19 protein-coding genes and 1 pseudogene are annotated in these 24331 nt (G+C 39.9%); 3 read left to right on the top strand and 17 right to left on the bottom strand.

Annotation, left to right across the window (positions count from 1 at the left end):
* Window positions 1–117: 117 nt before the first annotated feature.
* From hflX to dinB, 3 genes and pseudogenes are all read right to left on the bottom strand, one after another.
* Complete coding sequence (gene hflX, locus EFD62_RS08050; protein WP_456236577.1) at window positions 118–1827, bottom strand: GTPase HflX; 1710 nt, start codon at window positions 1825–1827, stop codon at window positions 118–120.
* Window positions 1828–2040: 213 nt separating this feature from the next.
* Window positions 2041–2280 (bottom strand): hypothetical protein, encoded by a 240-nt coding sequence (locus EFD62_RS08045; protein WP_069195078.1) that lies wholly within the window; start codon window positions 2278–2280, stop codon window positions 2041–2043.
* Window positions 2281–2308: 28 nt separating this feature from the next.
* Window positions 2309–3507: pseudogene (gene dinB, locus EFD62_RS08040) on the bottom strand (DNA polymerase IV).
* A gap of 285 nt (window positions 3508–3792) precedes the next feature.
* Between dinB and EFD62_RS17875 the strand changes: the two are divergent.
* Entirely contained in the window at window positions 3793–5088 is a 1296-nt protein-coding gene (locus EFD62_RS17875) for a copper amine oxidase N-terminal domain-containing protein (RefSeq protein WP_206659753.1), read from the top strand.
* A 167-nt stretch (window positions 5089–5255) separates the two neighbouring features.
* On the opposite strand, the gene dut is transcribed toward EFD62_RS17875, so the two are convergent.
* The 12 genes from dut to metG form a co-directional block, all read right to left on the bottom strand.
* The gene (dut, locus tag EFD62_RS08030) at window positions 5256–5774 is read right to left on the bottom strand and encodes a dUTP diphosphatase (protein ID WP_069195081.1); all 519 of its coding nucleotides are present in this window, start codon (window positions 5772–5774) and stop codon (window positions 5256–5258) included.
* A 33-nt stretch (window positions 5775–5807) separates the two neighbouring features.
* Complete coding sequence (locus EFD62_RS08025) at window positions 5808–8321, bottom strand: DUF3656 domain-containing U32 family peptidase (protein WP_128705949.1); 2514 nt, start codon at window positions 8319–8321, stop codon at window positions 5808–5810.
* Window positions 8318–9202: an alkaline phosphatase family protein gene (locus EFD62_RS08020; RefSeq protein WP_069195083.1), complete on the bottom strand. Its 885-nt coding sequence runs from the start codon at window positions 9200–9202 to the stop codon at window positions 8318–8320. The genes EFD62_RS08025 and EFD62_RS08020 overlap by 4 nt, the downstream gene beginning before the upstream one ends.
* A 99-nt stretch (window positions 9203–9301) precedes the next feature.
* On the bottom strand, window positions 9302–9712 hold the full coding sequence (locus EFD62_RS08015) for a cell division protein ZapA (RefSeq protein WP_069196357.1): 411 nt from the start codon (window positions 9710–9712) through the stop codon (window positions 9302–9304).
* Window positions 9713–9935: 223 nt separating this feature from the next.
* Window positions 9936–12161, bottom strand: a complete 2226-nt coding sequence (gene celS / locus EFD62_RS08010) for a cellulose 1,4-beta-cellobiosidase CelS (protein ID WP_128705948.1) — start codon at window positions 12159–12161, stop codon at window positions 9936–9938.
* Between the two features lie 901 nt (window positions 12162–13062).
* Window positions 13063–13608 (bottom strand): zinc ribbon domain-containing protein, encoded by a 546-nt coding sequence (locus tag EFD62_RS08005; protein WP_069195085.1) that lies wholly within the window; start codon window positions 13606–13608, stop codon window positions 13063–13065.
* Window positions 13609–13754: 146 nt separating this feature from the next.
* Entirely contained in the window at window positions 13755–15113 is a 1359-nt protein-coding gene (locus EFD62_RS08000; RefSeq protein WP_128705947.1) for a DUF7922 domain-containing protein, read from the bottom strand.
* Between the two features lie 244 nt (window positions 15114–15357).
* Window positions 15358–16206: a 16S rRNA (adenine(1518)-N(6)/adenine(1519)-N(6))-dimethyltransferase RsmA gene (gene rsmA / locus EFD62_RS07995; RefSeq protein ID WP_128705946.1), complete on the bottom strand. Its 849-nt coding sequence runs from the start codon at window positions 16204–16206 to the stop codon at window positions 15358–15360.
* 134 nt (window positions 16207–16340) lie between these two features.
* On the bottom strand, window positions 16341–17399 hold the full coding sequence (locus tag EFD62_RS07990; RefSeq protein WP_069195088.1) for a 3D domain-containing protein: 1059 nt from the start codon (window positions 17397–17399) through the stop codon (window positions 16341–16343).
* A 301-nt stretch (window positions 17400–17700) separates the two neighbouring features.
* Window positions 17701–18234: a hypothetical protein gene (locus EFD62_RS07985; protein ID WP_128705945.1), complete on the bottom strand. Its 534-nt coding sequence runs from the start codon at window positions 18232–18234 to the stop codon at window positions 17701–17703.
* Window positions 18235–18329: 95 nt separating this feature from the next.
* On the bottom strand, window positions 18330–19097 hold the full coding sequence (locus EFD62_RS07980; RefSeq protein WP_128705944.1) for a TatD family hydrolase: 768 nt from the start codon (window positions 19095–19097) through the stop codon (window positions 18330–18332).
* Between the two features lie 34 nt (window positions 19098–19131).
* Window positions 19132–21090, bottom strand: a complete 1959-nt coding sequence (metG, locus tag EFD62_RS07975; protein WP_069195091.1) for a methionine--tRNA ligase — start codon at window positions 21088–21090, stop codon at window positions 19132–19134.
* A 277-nt stretch (window positions 21091–21367) separates the two neighbouring features.
* Between metG and EFD62_RS07970 the strand changes: the two genes are divergently transcribed.
* Entirely contained in the window at window positions 21368–22417 is a 1050-nt protein-coding gene (locus EFD62_RS07970; RefSeq protein ID WP_069195092.1) for a DUF2600 family protein, read from the top strand.
* Window positions 22418–22421: 4 nt separating this feature from the next.
* Here EFD62_RS07970 and EFD62_RS07965 read toward each other — a convergent pair whose 3' ends face one another.
* Both EFD62_RS07965 and EFD62_RS07960 read right to left on the bottom strand, forming a co-directional pair.
* Window positions 22422–22955: a spore maturation protein gene (locus tag EFD62_RS07965; protein WP_128705943.1), complete on the bottom strand. Its 534-nt coding sequence runs from the start codon at window positions 22953–22955 to the stop codon at window positions 22422–22424.
* Entirely contained in the window at window positions 22952–23584 is a 633-nt protein-coding gene (locus tag EFD62_RS07960; RefSeq protein WP_069195094.1) for a nucleoside recognition domain-containing protein, read from the bottom strand. Before EFD62_RS07960 ends, EFD62_RS07965 begins: the two co-directional genes overlap by 4 nt.
* 429 nt (window positions 23585–24013) lie before the next feature.
* Between EFD62_RS07960 and EFD62_RS07955 the strand changes: the two genes are divergently transcribed.
* On the top strand, window positions 24014–24253 hold the full coding sequence (locus EFD62_RS07955; protein WP_069195095.1) for an AbrB/MazE/SpoVT family DNA-binding domain-containing protein: 240 nt from the start codon (window positions 24014–24016) through the stop codon (window positions 24251–24253).
* Window positions 24254–24331: the final 78 nt, after the last annotated feature.

The raw sequence follows: 24331 nt of genomic DNA, 5'->3' as shown, positions 1-24331 counted from the left end.
AACTTCCATATATATTAGAAGATTTTTCATATATATATATTATAATACTTTAGTGGTAGTCTTTATTCGAACTATGAGGAAATTATGGTTTTTATCTCCCTATCAAAATCCGCATTATCAGTATATGTATTCCTTGATAGGTTCTATCTTCCGTTTTTTGATCAAAGCTTTTACTTCGGTACCTGACTCACCGTGAATTTGCTCACGTACCTTTCCGTTCTGATAGATATAGGGTATAACCCATCCGTCGCTGTAGGGTATAAAAAGTCTTATCTCTTTTTCATCCTCGGGCAATATTTCTCTGATACCTTCGAGCATATCATCAATTCCCTGTCCTGTAGCAGCAGATATTTCAAATATCTTGCCCTTTGGATTCAGTATTGCAAGTCTTGATCTGTCCTTTACTGCATCAATCTTGTTGAGGGCCATGATAACAGGTTTGCTTGCTGCACCAAGGCTCTCAAGAATGCTGTTCACAACCTTTACCTGTTCCTCCGCCTCTTCACTGGAAGCATCCACCACATGAATCAACATATCCGCAAATACTGCTTCCTCCAGTGTTGATTTGAATGCCTCCACCAGCTCATGGGGAAGCTTTCTTATAAAGCCTACGGTGTCAATGAGAAGCACTTCTCTTCCCTCCGCAAGGCTAAAACTTCTTGTGGTGGGGTCGAGGGTCGCAAATAGCTTGTTTTCCGCCAGGACATCACTCTCACACAATCTATTCATAAGGGTGGACTTACCTGCATTTGTATAACCTACCAAAGCAATGGTGGGTATAGCGTTTCTTGACCGGCTTTCCCGAAGCGAATTCCTTCTCTTTTCCACATCCCTGAGCTGTGACTCAAGGAATCCTATTCTCTTCTTTATATGCCTTCTGTCAACCTCCAGCTTCTTCTCTCCCGGTCCTCTTGTTCCTATGCCTCCTCCGAGCCTTGAAAGCTGAGTCCCAAGACCTATAAGCCTTGACACCCTGTATTTTAACTGTGCCAGTTCTACCTGAAGCTTTCCCTCCCGTGAGCGAGCTCTCTTGGCAAATATGTCGAGAATCAAAGTGGTCCTGTCTATGACCTTTACTCCTGTCACCTCTTCAATGTTCCTTACCTGAGCTCCCGAAAGCTCGTCGTCAAAGATTATCAAATTGGCATCAACAGCCTGGCGTATGAGGGAAAGCTCTTCCACCTTTCCTCTTCCGATAAAAAATGCCGGGTCCTTGACAGGCCTTTTTTGAATTATTTTTTCCAAAACAACCGCTCCAGCTGTATATGCCAATTCCTCCAGCTCATCTAGAGATCTTTCCCCTTCGCTTTTCCCCTCTACAAGAGCTTTTGACGATGTCTCAAGTCCAACCAATATGGCTCTTTCACTATCACTCTCATTTAAGTATACTGCCGTACTTTTAAGCTTATCGGCCTCAAATATTATGTCCCACAGATAATTTATTCTTCTGTCATCCCCGCCAAACGGCCCGTATACGACGGATTTGCCCAAATTCCCTTTTTCATCTCTCATGGGCAGGGCTGCATACACTTCCGTTATCTGCCCGTCTTTCGCTCCGATCGCCACCATGGCATCCAATCTCAGCTTCACCAGTGAGTTTATATCCACCAGAGAAACTATTCCTTCACCGTTAGGATGAGTATGGATACATCTTATCCCCAAAAGGTGTGCCAAGTCCCTTCTTCCCTCTACCTCCGGAAGCGAAACAGTGCTGCTGTCTCCCACACTTACATCAATTACATTTCCCTTTCTGTTTATATACACCGCTATTTCACGATTGATTTTTCCTGTCAATTCTGCCATTTTTGCTGCAAGCCCCGATGGCAAAAACTCATCCCTTGAGCCCTGTATATCAAACAGCTCCTCGATTTCTTTCAGAACTGCCGATTTGAGTGAATCTGTATTGCCCTTTATATAAATAAATGCTCACCTCAATTCTTTATGTTTGCTGAATATATCTTCCGAACCTTGTTTTTATATTCTCTCTTGTCTTCATTTCTCCTCCAAATAGAATATTATTTTATTTTATCCGGCAATAATTCATCTATTCTCGGTTTCTACAAACCATTTATCATCATCAAAAAACAAGTATATTTCCTTTCCCTTCACTCTGCATTTGTATCTTATTCCTCTCCCCCCTGCTTTTAGGGATGCCGCCCTTGTTATATCAAGAACCCTGTCTACCTGAAACTTTCGTCCATCGTCCCATACTATCTCCAGAGGAATTTTATCTCCTTCCCTTGTAAACTTTACAATAGTATCTACAAACACCTTTCCCACAAGATACCACTTCCTTAACAGATTACTTTTAAAACCTGTTTAATCCCTGTATTGAAGCAAAATTCCCCTCTGCACCGAATAATGTCCGAATCTCTCCCGAACTCTATCCACACATTCATCAATCATCTCAAGCTTTTGCCTTTTTGCGTCATCTAAAAACAGAGATATCTGCGTGCAGGTATCTGCTTCAACGAGATCCGTCACTCTGACTCCCAGAGCCCTTATATTCTTTGACCAATCCCAGGATTTCAAAAATATTTCATACGCCTTTGCTGCAATTTCAGATGTAATATATGTATGTAAGTCAAGCTGCCCCTGCCGCTCTAAGCTTTGAAGCCCCGGATCCTTTAGGCTTATCTGGACGGTCCTGCCCTTAAGATTGTGACTTCTAAGCCTTTCTCCCACGCTTTCGGAAAGCGTATATATCAAAATCCGGACATCTTCATTATTGGTGAGATCCCTCGGAGTGGTAAGGGAATTGCCTATACTCTTTATCGCTATTTCACAATCATTTCTGGCGACAGGACTGGTGTCATAGCCGTTTGCAAAGTTCCATAGGGTATATCCCCATTTCCCCAACTGCTTTATAAGAAATTCCAAATGGCAATTTGCCAAATCTCCGATAGTAAAAATAGCCAGATTATTGAGTTTCCTTCTTGTTGAGCGCCCCACATAAAGGAGATCTTCCACCGGAAGCCCCCATATTTTCTCTTTAAAATTATCCTCTGTAATAACCGTAACTGCATCAGGTTTTTTCATGTCAGACCCAAGCTTTGCAAATATTTTATTATAGCTTACCCCGATGGAAACCGTCACTCCCAACTCTCTTTTTATTTTCTTCCTTATCTCATTGGCTATCTTAGGTCCGTCTCCAAAAAGTAACGAACTTTCACTGACATCCATCCAGCACTCATCTAACCCAAAGGATTCTATTTGGTCGGTATAATACTCGTAAATTTGGCGGGCATATCTTGAGAATTTAAGATACAAGGAATGATTGGCTCTTACCGTAACCAGCCCGGGGCACTTGCTTTTTGCCTCCCATACGGTCTCTCCCGTCATTACCTTATACTTCTTTGCCTCGTAGTTTTTGGCAAGCACTATTCCATGCCTATCCTCTACCGATCCGCATACTGCAACGGGCCTGTCGCGAAGCTCAGGATTATATAAGCATTCCACACTGGCATAAAAATTATTAAGGTCACAATGCAGAATTACCCTCTTCATTTAATTCCACCTTCTTACATCGAACATTTGTTCGTAGTTATATTATAATGCAATCCTTTACAATTGTAAAGCCCGTTTTAATCCAAAAGGTCTATTGCAAAATATATAGTAAAACTTTACGGCAAAATAATTTAAAAAATACCTCAAAATTCTTTTAATTTTATTCGAAAATTATTATATCAGACAAAATTGCATGTACGCCAACCTATGCCATACATGCGGCACCCAACCTTTTCAAACGGTTGAATGAAATTCCGAAAATACAAAATTCAAGGAGGCCTTTAAATGAAAAAGTTTTTATGCGTAGTTATCTCAGCTCTCCTGGTATTGACTTCAAGTAGCTTTGTCGCTCTTGCAAAAAAAGATGAAAATGTGACAAAAAAGGAGAATGCCCAAATAGAAGTGCGGGATGAGTCCAAAAAGGATAATTTCTCCGATAAGAAAGCTGAAAAAGATAAAAACGAAAAGGAAAAAGAAAAGCAGGAAAAGACTGAAAAGGAAAGCATTGAGGAGAAAAAACCTCATGACAAAAAGTCTGATGACAAAAAGACCGATGAGGTAAAAACTGATAAACAAAAGGATGAAAAAGGAAAAGAAAAGGCCGATAAAAAAGTACATAAAACCAAAGAACAGAAAAGAGAAGAAATTAAAAAAGCTGTTAATGAGAAAAGAAGCAAAAATGATAATTCTATCCCTCTCTTTGTTAAAGGTAAAGATGTAAAGTTTGACGTTCCTCCTGTAATCAAAGACGGAAGAACTCTTATACCGGTTAGAGCAGTCACCAATGCCCTTGGAGCTACAGTTGAATGGGACGAAAAATCAAAGACCATTACTGTCTCAAAGGCTGTGTATAGCTCGGTATACGGAGCTTCAACAACTGTTATTGAAATTAATCTCGATAGCGATATAGTTATCGTTAACGGCGAAAAGGTAAAAATTGATGTTCCTGCACAGTTGGTAAACAACAGAACCATGGTTCCATTGAGATTTATTGCACAGGTCTTAAAACAATCTGTGGAATGGGATGAAGAGCTAAGCGCCGTTATAATTGACGATGATGACGAAGATGATATTGACGTCGATGAGCTAATCAAGGCTTTCCGCAAGGAGCTCAAAGCCAAACATAATAATAAGCATGCAAGAAAGGCACTTATAAAAGAGCTAAGCAAATTGAAAAAGAAAAATAATGATAAATTGATACCCGTATTTGTGAATGGCGAGGATATAGAATTTGACGTTCCTCCTGTAATCAAAGACGGAAGGACTCTTATACCGGTCAGAGCTGTCACCAATGCCCTTGGAGCGACAGTTGAATGGTATTCCGAGACGAAGACTGTTAATATTAAGAAAACCGTTTCCGAATCGGTATATGGCAAAACAACGACAACTTCGATAGAAATTACCCTTGACAGCAATATCGTTGTTGTAAACGGTAAAATGGTTGAGATAGATGTTCCTGCTCAATTGGTAGATAACAGGACTATGGTCCCACTAAGGTTCATCTCTACAATACTGAACAAAGATATTGAATGGGACGAGGAAACCGGTGCAATTATAATTGAAGATGTCGACAATGATTGATACAAGCAAGTCCCACAACTGCCGGAGAGCATACAAATCCAACCTTTTTATGCGCCTTTGGCAGAATTAAAACTTATATATTGCAAAAAGCTCAAAGGTCACCCCTGATCCTTTGAGCTTTTTGCAAACCTCTTTAAATGAAATATAATAGTGTAAAAAAGTTATTATTATTCCCGTACTCCGGTAGACCCGAACCCGCCTCCGCGGTCGCTACCTATTTCCTTTACCGAATCCACTACTTTGAACTGAATCCGCGGAACATACTGCAGCACAATTTGTGCAATTCTGTCCCCCTTACAAATCCTATATACACCCTGTTTATTCCCCTTACTGTCAATAGTAAGCTCCTCTAGGTCGGAAGAAGTATCTTCATTGCAAGATACCGCCGATGTATTTGTAACGATTATCCCTATCTCATCCCGATAGCCGCTGTCAATAGTACCCGGCGAATTTGAGATTCGTAGCGGCGTTTTTAATGATATGCCGCTTCTGGGTCGAACCTGTATTTCATAGCCCTCAGGAATGGCCACCTTAAGCCCTGTTGGAATTATTACCGTTTCCCCGGGGCTTATAATTACATCTTCGGCCGCGCATATATCCATGCCCGCATCCCATTGTTTTGCATACTTCGGTATTACTGCTCCTTCTCTGCATATTTCCAAAAACACCTCAACATTATTTGACATTCAATTACCTCCACATAAAGCCTTTTCATTGCACTAGACACCCCTTGTGAAGTGTCCCTTTGTAAAACCTCTGTCTTTTATTTTACCAATCAATTGCTTATAGGAATCTAAAGTCTTCTGACCACCATTCACAAGTTTGCGGTGCATCTGTACTATATCTTTAATCTCATCCGGGCTCTCGTCCGTAAAATTGAGCCTTATCATGTCAACACCCGATGCCCTAATTCTATCAATACTATCTGAAAGCAGCAATACTTTTGCATTAAAAATCATACTTCTGCAGTCAATCCTGTCACACAGTACAGGAAACTTCATGTTCAGTCTATCCACCAGGTGGAAGTTCTTATCCTTGCATGCCAAATTGCATCTCGAATTTCTCCCGAAATTGCCCTTTATGCTCCCAACAGGACAATACTCACTGGTCATAAGGGGTATTCTTCCGTATACCAGTACTTCCTCTGTAAATTCGGGAAATTTCTCCAGATCCTTTATCTGATTCAGATTAAGCTCAGGAGATAAAGAGGCCCCATCAAATCCCATATCCCTAAGAGCCTTTATTGAAATGCTGTTGAATATGTTTAATGAATAATCCCCCATAACACGAATGTCCGGGAAAGCTCTCGCATATTCTACTGATCCGGGATTCCCCAGAAGAATTCCGTCGACTCCCATCTTCACAATGCTATCGAGCCTGGACTTTATCAGTTCGTCATAATTTCCTCTGGTTATTGGGGGAATAAATACAAATAGCTCCCCATTTCCCTTAAGGCGTAAAATTCCTTCCTCCTTTTCCTTCATGAGCATGCTAAAAGGAAGGTAGAGCCTGTCTGCCCCAAGGCTACCATATTCCACCCCATCTATATCCTTGTAAAAACATGCGGAAATTTTTAAATCCTTTTCCCTATTTCGACTATTTCCCGGGAAATGCAGCATATCTTCCGATTTTTCTTGCAAATTAGAGCGCTTTCTGTGGGAATATCTGTCCGACCTTTTGATTTCCAACTGCTCTAAAGCACGACGCCGAAGGGTATTGATTTCACTTACGGGCACAGACAGATCCTTATCTACATCGGCAGATAATTTGCTAAATTCGAAAGGAGTCTGCCCGGTTTTTGCGGCCTGCTTAATAGCCCTTTCTTCGGTAAGGGGACTTGTCAATGCTTGCTCAGGGATATATTCCGATTCGATCTCAACCACATTTCCCGCATAATCCTTTACGGTAATGGATACAGGTTTGCCGCTTATTACGCTTAGCCTTCCTTCAATCGGAATCTTCCTTATCGACTTTCCTGTGAAAGATTCTCTAGCAAAAGTATTCAGTTTTTTCTCCGATGTCCTATAGACTTTATTTCCTTTGCTTATTCTGCCCTTAATGCTTCTTACTTCGGCCACCTGATGCACCTTTGCTTCTGTCACTGCCTTGCCGTTTACCCGAATTGCCGTTACAATTGTTCCCGGGCTTTCATCCTCGTTGTTCCATACCTCAATTCCGTCTCCGAGGCTTAGGGACTCTTCAAGCTTTATTTTAGCAGTCTCCGAAACCTTATCATAGGATATTACTCTTCCCAAGTATATTCCCCAGTTCTTCGGCTTCTCAAAGCTCATCATATCTCTTCCTGCTTTTCCTTCCAGGTATCCTTTGGAGAGTCCTCCCCGGTTAAATATCTGGGTAAGGTCCCTTATATCGCTATCTTCGATACTTGCACCATAGTCATCCGGTTCTTTGAGCAGTCTGTCAAGATATTTTCTGTATACCCTTACAACGGTAGCTACATATTCCGCACTTTTCATTCTGCCTTCAATTTTGAGGGATTTTACCCCGGCATTTATAAGCTTATCCAAAACCTCAACAGAACAGAGGTCTTTAGGGCTCAAGAAATATCCTCTGTCCGACTTCCTCTCGGAAGGATCGCTTTCTTCACCGGAGCCCAAAAGTTGATATGGCAGCCTACACGGCTGGGCACACTTGCCACGATTGCCGCTTCTTCCTCCAATAATGCTGCTCATAAGGCACTGTCCCGAATAGCAGACACATAGTGCCCCATGAATAAACACTTCTATTTCCAAAGGGGTGTTTTTTGAAATATTTTCTATTTCTTCCAACGATAACTCCCTTGCAAGTACAGCCCTTTTAAATCCCAGTTCCTCCATTAGCCTTACGCCTTCTAAGTTGTATATTGTCATCTGAGTACTGGCATGAAGCGGAAGGTCTGGGTATAGCTTTCTAATCAAATTTGCCAGCCCAATATCCTGGACTATTACCCCATCAATCCCTGCAAGATAGGACTGCTCCAATGCCCTTAATGCTTCCTTCATCTCATTGTCGTTTATCAGGGTATTCATGGTCTGATATACACTTACATCCCTTGCATGGGCATAATGTATTGCCTCTTTAAATTTGCCTTCATCAAAGTTAGATGCAAATTGCCTTGCATTAAACAGCCTTCCACCCATATATACTGCGTCGGCACCGTTTTCGACAGCCGCCATAAAAGCCTCCCAGTCTCCACAAGGTGCCAGCAGTTCCGGTTTAAAATCTCCTATCATAGTTCTCCCTTTGAATCAAAAATATCTAATACTGTCGGCATGATATCTGTCAACGAATTTATTTTTATCTCCACATTCTTAGGTACTTTCCCTAGAATAACTGTAGGTACCTTATTAAATGTATGAGTTTTTATCGTTATGTCTTCAACATTGCCATGGTCACTTGTAATAAATATAATATCTTCTTTCTCGTCGTAAAGCCTCAAAAGCTCACCAATAAAGGCATCAAGAGTCTTTAACTTTTCTATCGCCGTCTCCATTTCCATCTTGTGTCCTATTATGTCTGTCTCAAAATATTCAAAAAGCGTAAAATCATATTTCCGGCTAACATTGTAAAGCCTTTGCGCCGCTTCTTGAGGGGTAATGAGGTCCTTTACATAACCTTCATTTCTCAAAATCGTCCCGGTGACGTCATGATACACGCCCTCTCCAGCTATATATTCTTCCACAGTTCTAAGATTTAATCCGCTAGAAAGGGTCATTACGGTCGTGACCGAAGGACGATACTTTCTCTCCTTAGGATCTTTGATTTTGCTGATATAGGCTGTTCTGTAAACATTTGAATTAGTCACAGAATACCCTCTTTTCAGGAGTTCTTTAAAGAGATTGTTGGCAAATATCATCTTCTTCAGTGTAACTGTAGGCTGCCCATGCAAATGTCTCGACAGCACCTTTGGAGCATTTTGGCCGGTAAATATGGTTGTTTGTCCCGTAGCGCTCTGAGGCAATCCGGGTACATCAAGACACGCATCCGTAGGAATTGCCCCTGCCTCATGAAGTATATAGTTTAGGTTTACGAGTTCGGGATTAGCCAGAGGATTAACCGATGCATCAGCCTTTCCAATACCAAAACCGTCTATAAAGATGAATATCATTTTCATGGTTAGACACCCCCTGTAAAAAAATAAAAAGATTCCAAGAGGCTAAGTAAAAAGAAGCGCTGTTTACGCTTCCCTGCTATTATCGGCGACCCCTATATACTAAATTCTGGCCCTAGTCGACTTCTCAAGGGTGTTTCGCACCTCATTTAATTCTGCTTCTCTTTTTGCCAATTCCAGTTGATAATTGGTGTTTTTATTGCTGATTACGGCATTTTCGTTGGTAAGCCTTCGATTTTCCTCTCTTAACCTTTCAATCTCTTCATTTGCGCTTTTTAGTTCCTTACTTAAGCTGATAACATTTTCATGTGCCTTGAAGTAATCGTCAGCAACATTAATAGCAGTAAGCACCGATGCCATTGAAGTACTGAGTTTGCTGTTTATCCTCATGATTTCATTCATCTTTCTGTCTATATATAGCGCTACCTTCTGTATATACTCCTGGGACTCAATACCAACCAGTGTGTAATCCTTACCTGCTATTCTGACTTCCACCTTATTTTTCTCCGCCATACCATCAGCTCCTTTGCACATTACAAACTCCTGCAACTCATCTCATCAAAAAAGGACACATTATTATATATTATACAATATTTCGGCACAAAAATCATTGGTTTTTAGCGAATATATTAAGAATTCTGCGGGAACATTATGGCATGTATAATTTCCCCAGGAAGTGACATTATAAAAAGGACCGGCAAAAGCCGGCCCTTTGAAATTCATCTGAAATTATTTATTATAATGGTAACTCTTTTATAATCTTAGTAAGGAATCTCTTTAATATTGTTGCATCTGTTGATGTAACTTTACCATCTCTATTTACATCAGCATTTTCAAGATTTATCTTTACATCCATTTTCAGAAGATATCTCTTCAATATTGTAAGGTCAGTTGAAGTAACTTTACCGTCTTCATTACAGTCACCGTATGTTGGATCGTTGCCAGGACCACCCTCACCAGGTATTTGATATGTCAACTCTGGGAAGTATGTAGCCAATACACCCATACCAACTGCAAGGTCAACTTCGTGCCAGAAACGGTGGTAGTTCAATACAGGATCTTCTCCTCTTTGATATGCTTGATATACCTTATTGTAGTCAGGATCCTGTTTGTATTTTGAACGGATGTCTATAAATTTCACACCAGGCTGAATCTTGTCACCATTTGGCATAGTTCCGCTCCAGCCAGCTGGAACAAATACTTCCTGTGAGAAGAAGCGTTTGTAGTCGCCACGAGCTTCTTCAGTAACAACACCTTTTCCTTCTTCGCAGTAGTAGTTATACCATGCACGGTTAACCAATTCAGCAGCCATATCTCTTGCTCTTGTGTCAAGTGTTCCCCATTTCCTTGTAGCTGCAGCATAAGTTGCGAGAGCATTTGCCAATGAACCAGCAACACCAAGGTCAGTGCCATAAGTATTTACTGTCACGTGCAAATTCGGGTTGCCAGTGTATTTTCCGGTCCATGTATCCGGTTCTCCTGACCAACCAAGGTTGCTAGGAATTGCAAATGTTCCATCTTCATACAGCTTAACTTCGCTCATTGCCCACTCAGCCCATTTTCTAACCAGTGGCTCAATTCTTGAATCTCCAGATTCAAGATAGAGGTCCATCATACGCTGCATTGACCAACACTGCATACCAAACCATTCATTACTTCCTGGGTCAGCGTATACAGGATGTGGAACGTATGCCATACCATAGAATGTTGATTTGCCTGCAGGATATTTTTCATATCTACCTTTCCATGAGTTAGTAGCACCACCAGCTATAGCACCTTCAGCTGACTGCAACCACTGATAGAATTCGATCTGTCTGTCTAAGCTTGTTGTCCAGTCTTTCTTACCGTTGGATGACTTAGGAGCAAATTCGGACTGTGTTGCATTTATCCATGCTTGGAATGGGTTCTGATATCCGAAGTGGATATGGCTGGCACCTATCTTCCATGCCCATTGTGAACCGATTCCGCCACCCCATGAAGTATACCAAGCCATGAGGTAGTGAGCACTATCATAGCCAGTACCAGGAGTCTTATCCTGTGCACCGATCTTCATGAAGTACTTATCGAACATATCATTTCTTAAGAAATCACCCATTTTAGTAGCTTTTGTTACAACAGAAGAAAGAGTAGATGCTTTTCCCTGTTCCTTTGCCCATTTGTTTGCCCAGTAAGCAGCCTGTATAGCACGGGCTTCTGCGTCAGGAGCATTTGTATAACGCCACTGTTTGGAATATGATTTGTCCTTTGTAAACAAATCAAGGAATCCATTAGGTCCGCCATACTTGAACTCTTCTATTGACGGATGAGGAATAGTTTCCCATGCTGATTCCTGTTCACCTCTTTGGAAGGTGTTTATAAATGTTGCTCTGGTTCCTGTACCGAAACCATACCAGTTATCAACGTCCATCAACCAGTGCATCAGGTACATGTCAGGACCATATGCAGATGTGAGGTCGTTGTGTATTGGGTCAGTTCCTACTCTTACACTATCAAACATCAATTCTGAAGGATAGTATTTAGGATCATCGTGTTCAGCAGCATATGTAGCAGGGCTGTTTGGTGAATACATTGCCATACCCGGCTGTTCTGTGCTGTCAGGAATTATCCAATCCTCCATAACTTGCCATGACTCTTTAACTCCAGACCAGTCGCCTGTGAATTGTCCATACATTGCTTCAAGCCAGATATAGTAGCTGAAAGCTTCACTGGTTGTAACGTGACCGTAGTCCGGTGCTTCAACAATCAGTGTTTCAATTGAGTGATAAGGTATTCCCTCATCTGAGCTAAAGTATCCGTTTCTAGGATCTTTAATCATGTCATAGAATTCGAGGAAAAGATCCTCATAAGATGTTCCACCCGGTGTAGGTGCCTTTATCGGGCCTGCCAATGCTGTTGAAGGTATCATTATGGATACCAGCATTGCAATTGCTAATAGAATAGAGATTTTTCTACTTTTTACCATTCTCTGCTTCTTCCCCTTTCAAATATACTTTTTATTCTTTTTAAGTTATATGATGTCATAATGCAACTTACCCGCAATTCATCCATTCCCCCTTTTTGCAGATACATTTTCACGCATTACTTCCATCATAGAACTAAGCTGGACTTAAAAACTTCTTATTTCAACACAATAAACTTGTGTTAATAACATAACAAAAAGAATCATAATCAATATGCTTTTTACTTAAATTAGCCTTGCATTTAACACAAAATAGTATCTATTGCTAAAAAGGATGTATAAAAGACGGATTGCCACAAAGATAATACTGAAAGGTTTTAAAGATAATTGCTGCTTAGAACAAGGAATATTGCAAATACTGGAATATGTACGTGCCAAGTTATTACTACAATAAATACACCTTTATCATGGGAATTTAAATAGACTGGTGAAACCTAACAGCAAATGCAGCCAAATTAAGTAAAGCATTTTAGTATATTCAGTTTTCAATGACCTTCAATTCGGTCCAAAATTGATATCCCTTGATATCCCAATATATAACTTCGAAAAAATATTTTTTTTTGAGGGGGCTAAAAGAAAAACTCAAAGGTTAAACAACAGTACAGAGATACCTGAAGACCTTGTGTTCTTTTCTAAAATCAACAGATATGTCGTATATTGTACGATAATTAATCATACCCCCATTGCAAAAATAGTTTAGTCAATTATTGCTATTTTATTTCGTATCTTAATTATAATACACATTGAGTTTGTATGCAAGTCATAAAATTTATATTGTCCTAGTCTAATTTTAATAGTATCACAGGTGCAAACAGCAGTGATCTTGCCCGTCCAAAGATAAAAAAGCCTATGGCACCGTTAAAAGCCATAGACCAAAAATATTTTGTGAAGGGATAATAAAACTTTATTTTTCTACATCTTCCTCGACTTGATATTCGTTATCGATGTTTTCTGCATCATTCACTTCAATAATTTCTACATTATTTTCTGCATTATTTTCTGCGCTGTTCTCAACATTAATTTGCGCATCGCTTTCTGCATTATTCTCGACATTATCTTCTGCCTTTTCTTCTTGAACAACCGGCACAACTACTTCCTGTTTTGTGCCACACTTGGGGCAAAAAGCAACCTCTTCCGGGAGCTCTTCTTTGCATGTGGGACAGATCTTTATGTTTTTCAGACTGAGAATCTGCTGTCTCATTTTTTCGATGCTTTTCTTGGTAGCCACAACTTTTTCACAGAGCTCTTTTAAATCCTGAGGAATTTCTTCACCTTTTTCATAAGAGTGGTATACTATTTCTCCTATTTGTGTATAAGTTTTTTTAATCTTATCCTCTTCTGATCCAATATTGAAATTCAGCTTGGTAATCTCCACCATATCACTGGATTTTTTTGCCGCAACCTTGGCTGTGTCAGTAACTTTCCTTGTAAAATCCTTAATGAATTCCATTCTATGTACCTCCTTTATTCCCCCTAGATAACTTACACTATATATAATATACCATATCATAAAAAAATCCAATAGTTTTTGTGAATTTTTTTAATTTATTTATTAATTATTTTAATATCATGATTAAAATATCTAACAAAACTCTGCTAACCTATATTTAATATCTCTCCTGTATTAGGATTTATATAAACAAGCCAATACCCAAATGCCCCGTATTTTGGTATATTTCCATCAACCTGAGCCCATCTGCACATTTTTCCAAAGGGCTTTTCGTCAACCCAATACACCCCGGGAACACCACAGACAACATAACGAAGATTCCTCGTTTTGTCTTCATAAATCCCTACAAGCAAATGCCTGTATTTAAAGTGAGCCATAAGCACCAAAGGGTTAAAAAGTATAGGTACATCAATTTTCATTTGGTATAATATATTGTTTAAATGAACGGGGCTTGCTATCTTCCACCATCTGTAGTCCTTTCTGCCCGCCATAAACGGATTGCACTTTTCAAAGCATTTATCGAATTTGGCTACCAATTCCTCAAAACTTATATTATCACAAACATCTTTTTTAGCTTTAACTTCAGCTTTAATTTCAACCTTGTCTCCAGAAGTATCCTTTGCTTGACTTTTAACTTCATCCTTAACCTCATTTTTTCTTTCTTGATCATCTTCATTACAGACTCCATCAACATTTTTATTATTGGCCCTAATACTATCGGTCTCATCCTTCACTTTATCTTTTATAAGCAGTTTTTCTTCTTCTCTCACCTCTTCCGTTGCGTATATTTCAACATTCTCTACTTCCTCTTTCCTATTCTCGTCTCCACTTTCCCCCGATTCCTGCAGCTTATTATCAATCCGGTGTTCATCTTTGATCATAGTATCCGTACCGTTCTTTTTTTCCTCTTTTTTATATATACTTTGAACCACATTTTCGTATTTGCTTGTAATATCCCTATCCATCTCTTTACTTTCATCCGCTATCTCAGGATGTATTTTTATCAATACCTCTTCTTCTGTTCTTTGTCTTTCTTCTGTTCTCTGCCTTTCATCTGTCCTTTGTTTGTTCAAAAACTTCTTCATCTTCTGTCTCCACTCGATTTTCCCATTTTTATATGCCGCAAGAGGACACAGGATATTGTCTATGTACTGGCCATCGTTGTTGTCAAGAATAACTGCCGCAATATTTATGTCCTCAACCCTTAGACCATTTCCGCCAATGTTTGCCGGGTCAAAGCTCCAATTTAATTCACCTTTCCCCTTCTCTAAAGGAATAGAACCTGGACAAACCGCCTTGAGACTCGATTCATCAGCCTTTATTAAATACAGCTTATAGACTGCTTCATTGTTTCCCTTGAGATTTGACAGTTGGCAAGTTAGCCTTCCCTTGCCATCCCTAATTTCTATTTTCACATATCCCGATGGTTCTCCCCCTTCCCCATTTCTTGAATCCTCCTGGGTAAATATTAAAAATGATCTGTGGTATCTAAATCTATTATCCATTTTGTTGCCCCCTCCTCTATAAGACTGAAATGAATTGCTTACCGCCCATATACAACAGACTTTTTACGACTGCAGAAATTATTGCGCATTTTTAAATGAATTTTCATATTTCCGAGTTCATAATTATATATATGATAATAAATAAAAAAATAAACCGTTTACACTCTTAAAAGATTGAAAGTATTAACGGTTTATTCCCTATATATTGGATTTTTCACTTACACAGGATATATTGCACAAGATATTAAATACTTTTAAAAAGTAGATTTGAGAGCTCTGCAAACTGCAAAATCGATAATGTTTCTCCCCTTGCATTTTCATCGATGCCCAGTTGGTTTAATATTTCCTTAATTTCCTCTTTCGTCTTCTGTAAACCTTTAAAATTATACAGCGCATTTACCAATGTTTTTCTCCTCTGGCCAAAAGCAGCTTTCACCACCGTAAAAAAGAAGTCTTTATCCATGAGCTTTACCGGCGGAGTTTCATTTACATTCAGCTTTATAACAGTAGAATCCACCTCCGGCTGAGGGATAAAGCAATGGGGAGGCACATCAAACGCCTTCTCCGGCTTCGTGTAATACTGAACGGCAACGGATAAGGCTCCATAGTCCTTCTTTCCCGGTGCCGCAACCATTCTTTGAGCCACTTCCTTCTGGACCATGAAAATCATAAAGTTTATATCATTTTTTTCCTCAAGAAGCTTCATGATAATAGGTGTGGTTATATAGTACGGAAGATTTGCAACCACCTTGATATTGCCAAATTGCCTGCCACCCGAAAGTTCATCTATATTTACATCCATTATATCCTTATTAATGATCTCCACATTTGAAAATGCACTAAGATTTTCTTTTAAAGCCGGTATAAGCCTCTTATCAATCTCCACGGCAATGACCTTCCCGGCCCTTTGGGCCAATTCCACCGTCATACTGCCTACCCCCGGACCAATCTCAATCACCAGATCATTATCCGTTATCCCTGCGGCCTCAACTATCCGTTTAACAACGTTATCATCTATAAGAAAATTCTGTCCCAGGGATTTTGTCAACCTCAAATTATATTTTCGAATCATTTCTTTAGTATTTGCTCCCATTGTTTCAACTCCAGAAAAAAATTTATTAATTACTCCATAAATACCTAAAATTTAAAAAGCCGGGACATTTAATCCCGGCCCAAATTCAGTCCCTTTAAAAATATACAAAGATTATTACGTAGTATTATATAAAATCAATCATAAAGTATGTAGACTCTTACTTTCTTTACGCCCCAGCGTTTAACCGTTTGTCTATCGTCCATATAGAGATCGATAAGATTGCCTTTTACAGCACTTCCAATGTCTGCTGCAACAGCATACCCGTAGTCAGGTACATCTCCTAATCCCTCTATATATACCTTCGTTCCTAAAGGTATAACCTTTGGATCTACGGCAATAATCCCTTTTCTTGCCCTGACTCCGGTATAAGTAATTCCGAACTCCGGATGATCCGGGGTCTTTCCGGTGTCCTCGTAGGATGCAGTATAAGCTGTAGCGTTCATGGTCATTACCTTTTTATACCTGAATTTTTCTCCTCTGGCGGTAGTATAATTCAGGATAGTGCCAAACTCTACAATCTTGGTTTCGGGACTTGAAACAACAGTGTCGCTCAAAATCTGTTTGTTTACTTCCTTTCCATCCTCATACGAAACCATGTATACCTTTTCTCTTACTCCATCTTTGCCTTCCTTGACTACCTTGAAATCTCCCTTGTCCATGCTGTCGTTTTCCCTTCTAATTACGTCACATGGGATAATTTCGTTTTGACTTACAAGTTCCTTCTTTACTCTGACAACTTTCAGCTTCATGTCCTTGACTATTTCGTCATCAAGGTCGGCTCCCTCAACCCGATCCAAATGTGTAAGGTTAATCAGGTCATCCTGGAGAGCTTCCCGGACTGTCTGTTTTGAAGTCATCAGTTGAATTTCGCGCCCATCGGCAATTACTGTAACAGGTACTGCACTTTTTATATTTATGACATTATCTTTTTTGCTCTGCAGCTTTGTATCAAGCGGAAGACTAATATAGTCATTCTCATCAAGATTTATCCCGTTTTGCTTCAATACTTCTTTTACGGTAGATTTCATCGTCTTGACAACAAATTGCTTATCATCAAGATTTATAACTACTTCCTTCTGACAGCGGTAATATACTCCTACCCCTGCCATCACAGCAACTACAAATGCAATAACTGCAACTGCTAATAATTTAAATGAAACATACCTTTTAATATTTTTAAGAAGTGGCGACAACTTCAACACCTCCTGTTCAAAATATTAAGGGACTATGGGTATTTTATTTGAAATACTTATCTTTGTCAAATCCCTATACATTATTATCATATACATCTAATTATTGCCTGACCTCCTACACATTATACCCACTATTCCCTTTCGCAAAACAAACTGTTGAAATTCACCAAATACTTCTTGTGTATCATCGGCATACAACATTAATATATTTATACAAAAAGCAGGTAAATTTTTTACCCGCTTATATTCTAAGTACTCCTATTTCAATTAACAAGCTTCGCCATCATGAATTGCCTGCACATTAATAATAACCCGGCCTCATTGGATTATACATATTATGTTCGTACATATCAGAGCCGCATCCACATGGATTATGCATATGCTGTGTAGGATATGGACTACCGCAAGGGCCTGGCACATATTGATTTGGTGATACCACTTGTGGCATAGTTTCCGGCATAGCCTGGGGCATTGTCTGCGGCATTGCTTGTGGTATGGCTTGTGGCATAGCTTGTGGCATTGCCTGTGGCATTGCTTGTGGCATCATTTGAGGCATTGTTGAATAATCCATAGACATCATCGGGCAATGCATACCAATCAACAAAGGACAACAAACCATGGGCATCATCATCTGCGGCATTTGCTGCATACAAGGCATTTGCTGCATACAGGGCATCTGCCCCATTTCCGCTTGCTGTACCTGCGGAACATAAGGAACTTCATTCATTGGCTGTGCTTCTTGCATTATATCCATTTCCGGCATCTGATTGGCCCCGGCAGTTTCTGTTATCTCAGGCGGTATTTCAACAGGTTCTTTTCTATACTTCTTTTCCATAAAAAATTTACCTCCGGTCAATATTCTTCTTAACTCAATATCATTATATGTGCCGAAGGTAAATTGGTGATAATAGTATTATGTCAATATTTTAATTATTTGATATTAAAAAGCCTTTTTGAATTATTCATCGTGGCTTCCGCTACTTCTTCAAAGCTTATTCCCTTTATCTTAGCAATCTTTTCTGCAACTAGTCTGACATAGCTGGAGTCGTTCCTCTTTCCTCTGTGGGGTTCGGGAGTAAGATAGGGACAGTCGGTCTCTATCAAAAGCTTGTCTAGCGGTACATGTTCTACCACTTCAACAGTCTTTTTTGCGTTTTTGAAAGTCAGCGCTCCTCCCACAGAAATGCAAAAGTTATTTTCCAGTACATCTCTGAGCATTTCAACACTTCCCGAATAGCAGTGGAATACTCCTCCAACATCTTTGGCCTGTTCGGACTTTATTATGTCCAAAACATCCTTATGGGCATCCCTGTCATGAACAATTATGGGTAGATTTAGCTTCCGCGCTAGGCTTATCTGCTTCGCAAACCAAAGTTTCTGCTGCTCCCTAGGTGAATAATCGTAATAATAATCAAGCCCAATCTCCCCAATTGCAACAATTTTATCCTCCATTGTAAAGTTTGCAAGGGTAGCAATGTCATTGTCGTTCATCTCACTCACAGCATGGGGATGAACTCCTACGGCCCCGTAAACAAACTCAAATTCCCGGGTCAAGGAAATGGTTTCCACCGAAGAAGCCATGTCGGCAGCAGCATTCAAAATATACGTAACACCGCTGTCATAAGCCTTTTTTATTGTTTCAAATCTATCTTCATCAAATCTCTGATTATCATAATGCGCATGTGAATCGAAAAGCATAGTTGTTCTCCATCTTCCATAGTTTTAAAGCCAACTACTGAACTTTAGCTCCGCTGTCTATCTCCTTGTCAATCGTCGCCAGTACCAATTCCTTGTCATCCGAAGCAGCAAGGATCATTCCTTGGGACTCTATTCCCCTAAGCTTAACCGGCTTTAAGTTTGCAACCAGCACAACATATTTGCCCTTTATTTCTTCCGGAGAATAATGCTTTGCAATCCCCGATACCACCTGCCGGATTTCATTGCCTACCTCAATCTTTAGCTTCAGCAGCTTATCGGCTTTTTCCACCTTCTCTGCCTCAAGGACCTTTCCAACCCTTAAGTCTATCTTTTCAAAATCCTCTATACTAATAAATTCATCCTTTGCCGTCTCCTTTTGGTCTTCTTCCTTCTTTGGTGCTTCCTTGTTTTCAGCTATTGCCAAAGTAAGTTTTTCCAGCTCTTCCATCTCTTTTTTGATGTCAATTCTCGGGAATATGACATCGCCCTTGTTTACAGTGGCTCCTTCGGGATATCCTCCCCATTGCTTAGCACTTTCCCATTCCACACACTTCTTGTCATTTATTCCTAGTTGATGCCATATCTTTTCGGGGGTTTCGGGCATAAATGGCTGTATAAGTATGGAAACCATCCTAATACTTTCCGCAAGATTGTACAAAACTCCGGCAAGTCTTGCATTGTTTTCTTCACTCTTTGCCAATACCCAAGGCATGGTCTCGTCGATATACTTGTTGGTCCTCGAAATGGCCTTCCAGATATCGGTAAGTGCCATGCTAAACTGCATCCGGTCAAGGAGTTCCTCCACCTTTTGAGGTGTATCCATCACAGTTTTTATAAGGTCGTCATCAAAGTCCCCCGATTGTCTTTCTTGGGGTATACTTCCTCCGAAATATTTATCAATCATGGCAACGGTCCTGCTCACAAGGTTGCCCAGGTCATTTGCCAAATCCGAATTAATCCTGTTTATTAATGCTTCATTTGAAAATATCCCATCCGACCCGAAAGGAACCTCTCTTAAAAGGAAATATCTTATTGCGTCAACTCCGTACTTTTCAACAAGTACAACAGGGTCCACCACATTCCCCTTCGATTTGGACATTTTTCCACCCTCAAGAAGAAGCCAACCATGACCAAACACCTGCTTCGGCAAAGGCTCACCCAATGCCATGAGCATTGCAGGCCATATAATGGTGTGGAAACGCACTATTTCCTTACCCACAAGATGAACATCTGCAGGCCAATATTTGCGATAATCCGAATCATCCTCAGACATATAATTAAGGGCAGTGATATAGTTGGAAAGGGCGTCAATCCAAACATATACCACATGCTTGTCATCAAAGGTCACCGGTATTCCCCAATCAAAGGTAGTCCTGGACACACAAAGGTCCTCAAGCCCCGGCCTTAAGAAATTGTTCAGCATCTCATTCTGCCTGGAAACCGGCTGTATAAACTCCGGATTCTCCTCGATATGCTTTATCAGCCGGTCCTGATACTTGGAAAGCCTGAAAAAGTAGCTTTCTTCCTTTGTCAATTCCACTTCCCTTCCGCAGTCGGGACATTTGCCGTCAACCAGCTGCGTCTTTGTCCAGAAGGATTCACAGGGGGTACAATACCATCCTTCATATTCGCTCTTGTAAATATCCCCCTGATCATAGAGCTTTTTAAATATCTTCTGCACGGTCTTTTCATGCTCGCTGTCAGTAGTTCTGATAAATCTATCGTTGGTTATCTTCATAAGCTTCCACAGATCTTTAATTCCCGCCACAATTTCATCCACATACTGCTTTGGCGTAACTCCCTTTTCCTTGGCTTTTCTCTCTATCTTCTGTCCATGCTCATCCGTTCCTGTCAGAAACATTACATCATAACCCTTAAGCCTCTTGTATCTTGCCGCAGCATCTGCTGCAACAGTAGTATATGAATGTCCTATATGTAATTTATCGCTCGGATAGTAAATCGGTGTTGTAATGTAAAAAGTCTTCTTATCCATCTATTTTCCTCCTTATATAAGCAAAGCATTATTCGATAATAATACTCTGATTTATTATTGCCTTCCAAACTTGCCATTAATACTAATATACATATATGCTGCTCATTTTTCAAGGAAATTCAGATTATAGGATGGATTTTTTCAAATTTTCTCATAATCGCTTCTATACATGCATAAAATGGGAAGAATAACTATATAAGTTTAAACTGAGGTGTACTAAAACTGCAGATCTTATATGGAAAGAGGATTTTTTGAGGAATCGACAAGGAGGAATATTATGAATATTCGATGCTTCCATGGTCCTAAGCTCATACTAAAATGCATTAGTGATATATATCCAAAATCCTATGCTCTTTTAAAAGAGTATAAGATTTTTAAGGAAGAATACAACGATTTAAAAGAGGACACCCCCTCATCAATACAAAAACTTCCTGCCCGGGAAGCAGGCATTTATGCTCTCTATCCCGGTGTAGACCTTGACAATGCCCTGAATTTTATAGTTTCATTTCAGGCTATCGATCATTATCTTAATTTAGCTTGCCGCAATATTAAGGAGAAAAACGAGCTATTATTCAGCCGCCTTTATCTCTCATTAAGAGATGCCGTTGACCCTAAAAGGAAAATCTCCGTCGGCTACATAGGCCATCTTAAGAGAGAGGATATTGAAACCATAACGAAACTTATAGAAAAGTGCAGAGACCAAGTTGTTATGTTGTCTTCATACAACCTTGTCATAACTCAGCTAAAGAAGTTTATTCAAATGTACTCAGATTTTATGACCTACTCTCACCTGGATAAAGAATCAAGAGATAAGAAAATCGAGGAATGGGTCAATAGGTATCACGACGAAAATGTGGGCATATCCAAAGGGGAAATGATTGCTGCATCCGCATCCCCTCTGCTGATATTTGTTTTATTTGCCTGTGCCCATGACCCGGATCTCACCAAAGAAGAAGTAAACAACATATGTGCCGCATATTTCCCTTGGATTTGCGGACTTCATGTACTGCTTGACCACTTTGTCAATGCAAATGCGTCCATGCAAAATAACAATCTGAATCTGACATCTTTCTATAAAAACTTAAAAGCATGTGAAGATAGAATTCTATTTTTTATTGAAAAGGCATTGGAAAGCTGCAACAGTCTCAAACACCCAGAATTTCACAGTACCATAGTCGAAACAATGATTGCATTATATCTCTCAGAGCCTCAAGCACATTACGGAATGAACAGACTTGCCAGCACAAATATTATGAAAAAGTCCGGCTCAAAGGCGCGCCTTTACTATAACCTATACAAATTCTTGAGACTTTCCGGCAGGCTTTGATTTATTACCCGCCGAAAACCTTTGTGCATATCCATACAGCAGCAAAAATACCGGCAAAGTCAGCTATAAGAGCGGCAGCCAGAGTATGTCGGATGTTTTTAATCCCCACTGCACCGAAATATACCGCAAGGGTATAAAATATGGTTTCGGTAGAGCCCATGAGAGTTGATGCCACGCGCCCTACAAAAGAGTCCGGGCCATGCACATTGAATATATCCGATAGCATTGCCAAAGATGCACTTCCGGAAATCGGCCGAAGAAAAACCAGGGGTAAAGCGTCCTTTGGTATTCTTAAAAGGTCAGCAACCGGTTTTACCACATAGACTAAAAGGTCCAGCGCTCCCGAGGCCCTGAATACTCCCACCGCAACCATAAGGCCCACCAGAGGCGGTATGATCCTCAAAACAGTAGTTATGCCTTCCTTTGCTCCCTCCAGAAAAACATCGTACACTTTTACTCCTCTGTATAGTCCAACACACAAAATAACAAAAAACAATGCAGGTATGGCATAAGAAGATAAGTCTTTTACAATGTTCATGCTTTCCTCCGTCCCAATCTATTTTCCAACCCTTTTTTGGCTCCGGATTTGGCCTTGAAAAAAGATGACAATATTTTTGCTGCAATAATTCCTGCCATGCAGGCACTAATACTGGCCACCCATATAGTACCTATAATCTCCGTAGGATTCTTTGACCCTGCTGCAGATCTCAGGGCAATTATCGTTGCCGGAATAAACTGAATACAGGCCGTATTCAAAACAAGAAACATGCTCATCTCATTTGTAGCAGTATCTTTATTGGGATTGAGCTTTTGAAGCTCGTTAATAGCCTTTATCCCCAAGGGTGTTGCTGCATTGCCCAACCCCAGAAAGTTTGCCACAAGATTCATGACAATGGCTCCTCCTGCGGGATGTTCCTTCGGTATCCCCGGAAACAAAAACTTCATAACGGGCCTTACGGCTTTTGCGATTCCTCTAATGATTCCGCTCTTTTCCGCAACCTCCATTAGACCGGTCCACAGACACATAACTCCCAGAAGACCTATGCTTATCTCCACGGCACTTTTTGATGAATCCACCACCGCCTGGGTAACCTCACTAACCCTTCCGTTCATTATGCCGACTACAAATCCTATTATAAGCATTGCAAACCAGATATAATTTAACACAACCTAAGCCTCATCCATGTCATTAATACTAATAATGTATATGAGGATTGATCGGACAATATACCACACTCACATCTGCTAATTAATCCACCTATTTCAATTTTTATGTTATAATTAACTTGTCGAATTTCAGCAAGTAGCTTTTCGAGGATTTGCCAGTTATATACTGGATATAAAACCCTTTATTACCATGAGTCTATCAAATTCCTAGTGTTCCTATTTGTTTTCTTGATTATAACTCAAAGGTATTTATATGCCTATCTCTGACATCATACAAAAATACCCTTAGTATTAACTTACAATCTCTCCACAAATTATTATTCAATTTTATTGAATTTTTTTTAAAATATTGTTGACTATTATTGGCATTTATGGTATCATGAAAATGAAAAGTTTGTCGAATACTGTATTTTTAGAGGAGGATCAATTATGAAATCTACTGGAATCGTAAGAAAAGTTGATGAATTAGGAAGGGTTGTTCTGCCTATCGAATTAAGAAGAACACTCGACATTGCCGAAAAGGATGCACTCGAAATCTATGTTGACGGTGCAACAATTATACTCAAGAAGTATGAGCCGGCTTGCATCTTCTGCGGAAATGCAAAAGATGTTACAGTTTATAAAAGCAAGAACATTTGCCCTGACTGTATGAGAGAATTAAAGAAATAATAACTTTACAATCTGCATGACCACAAAAGGGACTCGTTAGGAGTCCCTTTTATTTTAGCCTCTTGGAGTGAAATGAAA

The sequence above is a fragment of the Acetivibrio mesophilus genome (assembly GCF_004102745.1).
GTDB classification, from domain to species: Bacteria; Bacillota; Clostridia; order Acetivibrionales; family Acetivibrionaceae; genus Hungateiclostridium; species Hungateiclostridium mesophilum.
Note: the sequence above shows the minus strand (reverse complement) of the source record. Positions and strands in the feature narration are given on the sequence as shown.